7 protein-coding genes are annotated in these 8,535 nt (G+C 36.1%); 3 read left to right on the plus strand and 4 right to left on the minus strand.

All coding sequences use genetic code 11. From position 1 onward, the window contains the following. The first annotated feature begins 90 nt into the window (after positions 1-90). From DRF65_RS26300 to DRF65_RS26310, 3 genes are all read left to right on the plus strand, one after another. Entirely contained in the window at positions 91-1,095 is a 1,005-nt protein-coding gene (locus DRF65_RS26300; protein WP_115973675.1) for an LLM class flavin-dependent oxidoreductase, read from the plus strand. A 69-nt stretch (positions 1,096-1,164) separates the two neighbouring features. Beyond that, positions 1,165-2,286, plus strand: coding sequence for a 3,4-dihydroxy-2-butanone-4-phosphate synthase (gene ribB, locus DRF65_RS26305; RefSeq protein ID WP_045500726.1), 1,122 nt, complete (start codon positions 1,165-1,167; stop codon positions 2,284-2,286). 101 nt (positions 2,287-2,387) lie between these two features. Continuing rightward, positions 2,388-2,969, plus strand: coding sequence for a Crp/Fnr family transcriptional regulator (locus tag DRF65_RS26310; protein WP_115973676.1), 582 nt, complete (start codon positions 2,388-2,390; stop codon positions 2,967-2,969). Between the two features lie 117 nt (positions 2,970-3,086). Here the strand turns inward: DRF65_RS26310 and fmt are convergent, their stop codons facing one another. The 4 genes from fmt to DRF65_RS26330 form a co-directional block, all read right to left on the minus strand. After that, positions 3,087-4,031 carry a methionyl-tRNA formyltransferase gene (gene fmt, locus DRF65_RS26315; protein ID WP_115973677.1) on the minus strand — a complete coding sequence of 315 codons (945 nt, stop codon included), beginning with the start codon at positions 4,029-4,031 and terminating at the stop codon, positions 3,087-3,089. Between the two features lie 121 nt (positions 4,032-4,152). Next, positions 4,153-6,060, minus strand: coding sequence for a RecQ family ATP-dependent DNA helicase (locus tag DRF65_RS26320; protein WP_115973678.1), 1,908 nt, complete (start codon positions 6,058-6,060; stop codon positions 4,153-4,155). 75 nt (positions 6,061-6,135) lie between these two features. Beyond that, positions 6,136-7,572, minus strand: a complete 1,437-nt coding sequence (locus DRF65_RS26325) for an OmpA family protein (RefSeq protein WP_115973679.1) — start codon at positions 7,570-7,572, stop codon at positions 6,136-6,138. Between the two features lie 210 nt (positions 7,573-7,782). Further along, positions 7,783-8,535, minus strand: a 753-nt coding sequence (locus DRF65_RS26330; protein WP_133297839.1) for an OmpA family protein, incomplete at its 5' end; no start/stop codon positions are given.

The raw sequence follows: 8,535 nt of genomic DNA on the forward strand, positions 1-8,535 counted from the left end.
AAAAAGTAACTAATGCAGTTCAGATGTTTTAAATTTGTATGGTTTAAAAAAGGAGATTCAATATCACCTTTATAAAAATAACATCTCAATATGAAAAATTTTGAAATTTCTGTTTTGGACCTTGCACCGGTAAAGCAAGGGAAAAGCATTCATGATACTTTTCAGGACAGTTTGTCCTTAGCCAATCACGCAGAAAGTTTAGGCTATAAAAGATTCTGGCTGGCGGAACATCATAATATGGAAAGTATTGCCAGTTCAGCAACCTCTGTTTTAATTGGTTTTATTGCCAATGGAACAAAAACGATCAGAGTAGGATCAGGTGGAATTATGCTTCCGAATCACAGTTCGTTAATCATTGCAGAGCAATTTGGAACACTGGAATCACTTTTCCCAGGTAGAATTGATCTTGGATTGGGTAGGGCTCCCGGAACTGATGGGTTGACCGCTCAGGCACTGGGGAGAAATCCCGCGATCATCAACGAGCAGTTTCCAAGACAGATCCTGGAACTTCAAAGATACTTTTCCAAGGAAAATGCTGATGCAATGGTGCGTGCTATTCCAGGGGAAGGATTAGATATTCCGCTTTATATTTTAGGATCCAGTACAGACAGTGCATGGCTGGCCGCAGAACTGGGGCTACCTTATGCTTTTGCTGGACATTTTGCTCCTGAACAGATGGAAATGGCTTTTAAAATTTACAGAGAACATTTTCAGCCTTCAGAATATTCGGATAAACCTTATATTATTGCCTGTGTCAATGGAGTAGCAGCAGAAACCTCTGAGGAAGCACACAAAATTTCCACGACTTTGTTTCAGGCGTTTATCAATATTGTGAGAAATGACAGAAAGCCTTTTGCTCCGCCGGTAGATGATATGGATGAGATCTGGTCACCTATGGAGAAATCAATGGTTTTACAGAAACTGAGATATACGTTTATCGGAGATCAGGCTGAAATTAAGGAGAAGCTTAAAGACTTCCAGGAAAAATTCAATGTAGATGAACTGATGATCAATTCTCATATTTACGATCATCAGAAAAGATTAAGATCTTACGAGATTATCAGAGAAGCCGTGAACTCTTTATCCAAAACGTAATAAACCATTCATATAAATTGGCAGATGCTTATTTTTATGAGTATCTTTGCACACAAATAAAAAGTAAAAATGTCTGATATTAAATTAAATACTATTCCGGAGGCCATTGAAGACCTTAGAAATGGGAAAATAATCATAGTAGTAGATGATGAAGACAGAGAGAATGAAGGAGATTTTCTTTGCGCAGCAGAACTAACAACACCGGAAATTATCAATTTCATGGCGCTTCACGGAAGAGGGTTAATTTGTATGCCGCTTCCTGAAAAAAGATGTGATGAGCTTGGGCTTGAAGTAATGGTAAGCAGAAGCAGCGACCCTAAAGAAACTGCTTTTACCGTATCTGTTGACCTTTTAGGAAACGGAACTTCTACAGGTATTTCTGCAGGAGACAGAGCAAAAACGATTTTAGCTTTGATGGATGAAAAATCCAAACCTACAGATTTTATGAGACCTGGCCATATTTTCCCGCTTCGTGCAAGAAAAGGAGGTGTTTTGAAAAGAGCCGGACATACTGAAGCAGCCATTGATCTTACCCATTTAGCAGGTTTAAAGGAAGGTGGAGTAATCTGTGAAATCATGAACGAAGACGGTACAATGTCCCGTTTACCTGAGCTTCACGCATTTGCTCAGAAGCACGATATGAAGATTGTTTCTATTGAAGATCTTATTCACTATCAGCTTAAAAAAGGAAATCTTGTAGAAAGGCTGGAAGAGAAAAAAGTAAAAACACACTACGGAGAGTTTGACTTTTATGCATTCAGAGAGACTTCTAACGATCAAATCCACTTTGCATTGACAAAAGGAGCATGGACAGTAGATGAGCCGGTTTTGGTGAGAGTACAGTCTTCAGACTCTTATTTTGATGTATTGACAAGATTAAATAATGGGGAGAAACCTTTACTGGAAAAAGTTACCAACATGGTGAACGAGGCAGGAAAGGGAGCAATCATTTTCATCAACAACGTTTCAAATTCTGAAAATACATTAAGAAAACTTCAGCAGTTCCTGAATTATCAGGACGGGCAGGAGCAGCACCCTACTTTAGCATATAACTATAGAGATTATGGTATTGGAACGCAGATCTTAAAGAATTTAGGAATCAATAAGTTTAAAGTAATCACTCAAAATCCTAATATCAAACCTCAGGTGGGAGGATATGATGTAGAAGTTACTGAGTTGGTACAACTATAAGAAGAAAGAATCAATAGTGAATTTGCTTCACTTTAAATGATTTTTTACCATATGAAATAAAAGGTTTAGGATTTTTCTAAACCTTTTTTTATTTTTAAACCATGATGGAGTCTCTAAAAAAACATATCCGGGAGTATGTAGATATTTCAGATGAAAAGCTGGAAAAATATTGTAATGCTTTTATGCTTCAGAAAGTAAAGAAGAAAGAACTTTTGCTAGTGGAAGGAAATATCTGTGATTTTGAAGGATTTGTAGTGAAAGGATGTTTTAAGGTTTTTCATACCGATCGAAATGCTGCAGAACAAATATTATATTTTGCTATTGAAAACTGGTGGATCTCAGATATAGACAGTTTTATCAACAGAATTCCATCCAAACTTACCATTCAGGCGCTTGAAGACAGTGAAATTCTTTTGATTTCAAAAAATGATAAAGAAAAACTGTATCATGAAATGCCGGAAGTGGAAAGATTAATGAGACTCAAATTTCAGAGTTCAATTATCGCTTTACAACGCAGAATTATTGATAATTTGAGCAAATCTTCGGAAGAACGCTATATTGAATTTTTAATAAAATATCCCCAAACGGTTCATCGTCTTACGAATATTCAGATTGCTGCTTATCTTGGGGTAACCCCTGAATCTCTGAGCAGGCTTCGTAAAAAAATTGTGGGGAAGGCTTAGTGAAGTTGATAATTAGTTTTTTTACTTAACTATCCTTAATCGTTTAAAAATAAAAGTCACAACAAAATAATATCTGTTGTGACTTTTACTTATGATTAAAATTTATGTGTATTTAAACTACAGTGTTATTTCGTCAAAATTTCTGAACCCATTCAGTAAATCCTTTACCGTCATTCTTTTTTTACCTTCTAACTGAAGCTCCATGGGAAAATAAACTCCGTCCTGAGTATAGATTTTAAATTCATTTTTAGAAATATCCAATGTTCCGGCAGATTTACCATGATTGGAAATTTCAAATTTTCCACTAAATATTTTTAATCCCTTTTCTTCTTCACCAATTTTCAAAGTAGTGAAGGCAGCAGGGTATGGAGACATTCCAAGGATGAATTGATGTACCGTTTTTGAAGGTAATTCCCAGTTGATTCTGGTATCTTCTTTAAATATTTTATAGGCATTTTTAGGATGCTCAACCTGTGGCTGGGGAGTTTCTTCGATGGTATTTTCGGCTAATCCATCCAATGTTTTTACCACTAATTTTGAACCCATTTCCATTAATCTGTCATGAAGATGGCCTGCATTTTCGTCAGGTAAAACTTCAATTTCCTCCTGAAGAAGGGTATTCCCCTCGTCAATTTTTTCATTGATAAAGAAAGTTGTTGCCCCTGTTTTTTCTTCACCATTGATGACAGCATAATTGATAGGAGCCGCTCCTCTGTAATCAGGAAGAAGAGAAGCATGAAGATTGAATGTCCCCATTTTTGGCATCTCAAAAAGAATTTTAGGCATCATTCTGAATGCTACCACAACAAAAACATCAGCATCAAGCTTTCTTAGCTCTTCTAAAAATTCATTATTTCTTAATTTTTCCGGTTGAAAAACAGGAATGTTATTTTCTGAAGCATATACTTTTACAGGGGACTGATTGATTTTCTGACCACGTCCGCTTGCTTTATCTGCAACAGTTACCACACCTACTACCTGATGATGAGATTGATGAATAGCCTCCAAAGAAGTTTTTGCAAACTCAGGAGTACCTAAAAAAACGACTTTCAATGATTTCATACTGCAAAGATAAGTTTTTGCTTTGAGAGTGGGCAGTGTATAAGAGTTGAGAGAAGAGAAAAAGTTTTTTCTAAAATTTTAAATTAAAATTTAAATCCTGCTCTTGCTTCTTTATCTCTTATTACTCATGATTCAGTGCATACGTTCTGAAATTCAGCATTTTTACCTTTCCGGAGTCTAATAGAAAAATTAAGTTTTCCAGTATACTTTCTTTGGAATGATAGCTTAACTGTACAGACAATTCCTCTATAGTTGCTGATCTTTTTGCCAGTAAATTAATGATCTGCTGGGAAATGTTTTTTCCAAAAATAGATTGTTTGTTCTTTTCACATACAGAGCACTGGCCGCAGTTCTTTGAATTTTTTTCTCCGAAATAAGCAAGGATAAGCTTCATTTTACAATAGTCTTTATCCTCTGAATAGAACTTCATTTCTTCCCATTTCTGGATTTTGTTTCTCTGAATATGTTCAAAAAGCTTCCAATAAGCGTTATTCACAGCTCTTTCATCACGGGGTTTCAGAAACTTTATGCTTGATAGGGCTCCGTCTATGTATTCAAGATAGTTTTTCTGTTGAAGTTCTTTTAAACGTTCTTTGATCAAAGGAACACTGACCTGAATTTTATTGCTGACCTGCTGCTCACTGAACAGTACTTTATGTGTAGTAATTCCGGACATGCTACGGAGAAGAAGCTCTATGAAATAAGCATCTTTTTGGGGCAGCTGATCTATTTCATCAGATTTAATAAAAAGCTCCAGAGATGATAGGCTCTTATTGTCATTGTAATAAATGATTTCCTGGTTATGAAGGAAATTGAGAACGTTATTAATCTTGGCTTTTGATAACCTTGTGAAGTTTTGTATGCCGGCTGTATTCAGCTGGAATGTTTTCTCTGGTAATTCGAATTCTGCTACCTGGAAAATAGAGTAGAGGTAGCTGATGATTTTCAGAAATTCTGCTTTGTTAGGAGTCTGATTTTTCAGGATTTGATCAAAATTCAAAAGTTCCTGTTTGTTCCAAAGCATAAATGCAAAACTTTCTTGGCCATCTCTTCCCGCTCTTCCTATTTCCTGATAATAATTTTCAAGCGAGGCTGCAGGAGAGTAATGGAGAACAAAGCGGACATTATCCTTGTCGATACCCATTCCAAAAGCATTGGTAGAAATTAAGACCTGATTGTCACTATTGCTCCAGGTGTTTTGCCTTGTATTTTTTTCTTTTGTTGTTAAACCCGCATGATAATAATCTACATTATTCAGCTGATTTTTCTTTAAGAATTCTGCGAGGAGTTCTGCTTCCTTTCTGGTTCTTACATATACGATTCCTGAATCTGTATTGTATTTCAAAATATCTAGAACCCGCTGGAATTTATCAGAAACTTCTTCTGTGAAGATTTTAATATTATTTCTTTTAAAACTCTTCTGAAAAACAGAAGGGTTTCTTAGTTCAAGTTTGTTTTTGATTTCTTCCAGTACCTTTGGTGTTGCTGTAGCCGTTAATGCTAAACATGGAATTTCCGGATGATTATTTCTGAAGCCTTTAATATTCTGATAACTCGGACGGAAATCCTGTCCCCATTCAGAAATACAGTGTGCTTCATCAACGGCAATGAATGATAATTCAATTTCTTCAATATTTTGCAGAAACTGAAGATTGGTTAATCTTTCCGGAGATACATAAAGGAGTTTGGTAAGACCTTCTTTACAACGGTTGTAAATAGTCTCAGCATCATACTCATCAAGTTCAGAGGATAGATATTCTGCTTCTATACCACGGAATTTAAGCTGATTCACCTGATCTTTCATTAAAGCCAGCAAAGGAGAAATTACTACACAGGTTCCTTCTTTTAATAAAGCTGGAAGCTGATAGCATAATGATTTTCCGGCACCTGTTGGAAGCAGTACCAGCGTATCTTTTTCATTAATAACAGCATTGATTATTTCTTCCTGAGAATCTCTGAAGCCGGTGTAGCCCCAGAAATACTTAAGAGTATCATATTTTAGCTTTTGAAAATCCTGCGGAGAAATCATGATGTAAAAATAAGGAAAGTATCAGGACAAAAAAAGCCACGCAGTGCGTGACTTTTATATAGTAACTTAAGTTTATTATTTTGCTTCGAAGTATACTCTTCTGTTGGCTCTGTTTTTCCATTCAGGGCACTTCGTAGCTGGTTCGCACTCAGGATATTTAAGGTCTTTTTCACCTTTACCTACTGCGTTTAATTTACCAGACTGAACTCCGCTTTTGATCAGATAATTCTTAACGTTGTTAGCTCTTCTTTGAGATAATTTCTGGTTGTAAGCATCAGTACCTCTTGTATCTGTAGCTCCTACAACATTGTAAGCACCATTTGAAGAATTGATATAGTTTACAGCGTTATTTAAGATAGGAGTGTTTGAAGGTAGAATTCTGTCAGAATTTAAATCAAATTCAATTCCTTCCAGTTTAGTTTCTGTTTCCACTACAGGTCCTGTAGTTGTCGTAGGGCAACCATTGTTTTCAACCGGTCCTGGAACTGTTACACATTTATCGTAAAGATCAATTACACCATCAAGGTCTGTATCAAGAGCAACACCGGCACCGTCCACTCTCGCTCCTGCAGGAGTATCAAGTTGTCTGTCCCAATCGTCACATACTCCGTCATTATCAGCATCTCCTTTTTTACAAACTTCGATATCCTGATTTTTGTTAGCTAAGACATCAAGCTTGTAGTAGATTTCCTGAAGTGGATCATGCCACATTAAGTGAGATTCGTGTTTTCCTAATTTTACAGAAAGACCTAAAGTTGCATTGAAGAAGTTATCAGAAACCTGTGATGAATGTCTATTGACTTCACTATATGGATCACCTCCACCATCAAAGGTATCGTCACCTGTCATTACATACATTAATCTTCCTTCAATATCAACTCTTCTGTTCACTTTGAATTTCAGACCTGTACCAGCCTGCATGAACATAGATCCTAATTTGAAAGGCTTTACTTCAGTCATCAATCTCTGTCCATTGATATCTTTCTGATATGCTTTGTAAGCAATAGTACCTACCCCAGCATATCCGTGAAGAGCCCATCTGTAAGGAGAATGGTTATCAACTCTTCTCAAAAGATTAGAGAAGTTAATATCTCCCAATACTGATATTGCATCATATTGAGTTCTTGCTCCTACAGCTCTTGCATCTGGGGCAGAATCTTTGGTATTGAACCATCCTTGTCTTGTTTCACCTCTGTCATACTGTAAGTTGATCCCAAATGCATGGGTAATCGCTTTATCAATACTGATATACGCTGAATATCCAAAAAGGTTCTTACCATTACCGTTTTTGATAGATGTTAAATCTGCTGATTGCATTAGTGGAACACCAACTCCCGCAGAGATAGACCAGTCATTAAATCTTTTTGATTGATTGGTGAATGGGGAAACATTGGCAGACCCTGACGAGAACGTATTAGGATACTCTCCTTTTGAAACTGCCGTTGAGTCTTGTGCGTAAATAGCAGTGGGAAGTGCCAAAGCTAATGCAACAATTGCTAAACTTAATTTCATAGTGTTATTTTTTTAGTTAAGTTATTTTAAATGATTTTTTTACGCTAAAAAGTGATTTTAGTTTTATTTTTTTCTGAATAATAGTGGGTGTATTTTGAGGATTTTGTACCTATTGTCCCTAAAATGATATAAAGGTAGGTAAAATATTTCGTAGTAGAAAAAAATAAACCGAAAAGAATGTTCTTTTCGGTTTATTCATATTGTAAGAAATTACTTTTTCTTCTTTTTAGAAACTGCTTTTTTCTTTATTGGTTTTTTTACAGGAGCATCTTCATAGTCTTTCTTTGTAATGGAATTCCATTCAGAACTTTCTATAAATTTTACTGTAACTTTTCTGTCTGCTAATCTTTCGGCATCAGAAGCGGAAGCTGGTATCGTTGCTTCTGCTGAACCTACTCCTTTTGATTTCAGTACATTATCACTTACTCCTCTGTTTTCCAAAGCTCCTACTACAGCGGCAGCTCTTTCTTTAGATAATCTTAGGTTATATGCTGCGTTTCCTTTAATGTCAGTATGTCCTGTTAGTAAGTAGTTTCCTCCGTTTTCTTTGATGATTGAAGCTGCAAGGTCTAATTTACTATTAGATTCAGGTCTGATGGTAGCTTTATTAAAGTTAAAGTAGATATCCTTAAGAGTTTTTTCTACTTCTACAGCGGTTTGATTATTGTCTTTTTTCACAGGACAACCATTGTTTTCAACTGGTCCTGGAACTGTTACACATTTATCGTAAAGATCAATTACACCATCAAGGTCTGTATCAAGAGCAACACCGGCACCGTCCACTCTCGCTCCTGCAGGAGTATCAAGTTGTCTGTCCCAATCGTCACATACTCCATCATTATCAGCATCTCCTTTTTTACAAACTTCGATATCCTGATTTTTGTTAGCTAAGACATCAAGCTTGTAGTAGATTTCCTGAAGTGGATCATGCCACATTAAGTGAGATTCGTGTTTTCCTAATTT

The sequence above is a fragment of the Chryseobacterium pennae genome (assembly GCF_003385515.1).
In the GTDB taxonomy this organism is placed as follows: Bacteria; Bacteroidota; Bacteroidia; order Flavobacteriales; family Weeksellaceae; genus Chryseobacterium; species Chryseobacterium pennae.

What these genes read in the sequence shown, in the direction of transcription:
- DRF65_RS26300 (WP_115973675.1), top strand. Translation starts at nt 91, where the DNA reads ATGAAAAATTTTGAAATTTCTGTTTTGGACCTTGCACCGGTAAAGCAA.
- ribB (WP_045500726.1), top strand. Translation starts at nt 1,165, where the DNA reads ATGTCTGATATTAAATTAAATACTATTCCGGAGGCCATTGAAGACCTT.
- DRF65_RS26310 (WP_115973676.1), top strand. Translation starts at nt 2,388, where the DNA reads ATGATGGAGTCTCTAAAAAAACATATCCGGGAGTATGTAGATATTTCA.
- fmt (WP_115973677.1), bottom strand. Translation starts at nt 4,031, where the DNA reads ATGAAATCATTGAAAGTCGTTTTTTTAGGTACTCCTGAGTTTGCAAAA.
- DRF65_RS26320 (WP_115973678.1), bottom strand. Translation starts at nt 6,060, where the DNA reads ATGATTTCTCCGCAGGATTTTCAAAAGCTAAAATATGATACTCTTAAG.
- DRF65_RS26325 (WP_115973679.1), bottom strand. Translation starts at nt 7,572, where the DNA reads ATGAAATTAAGTTTAGCAATTGTTGCATTAGCTTTGGCACTTCCCACT.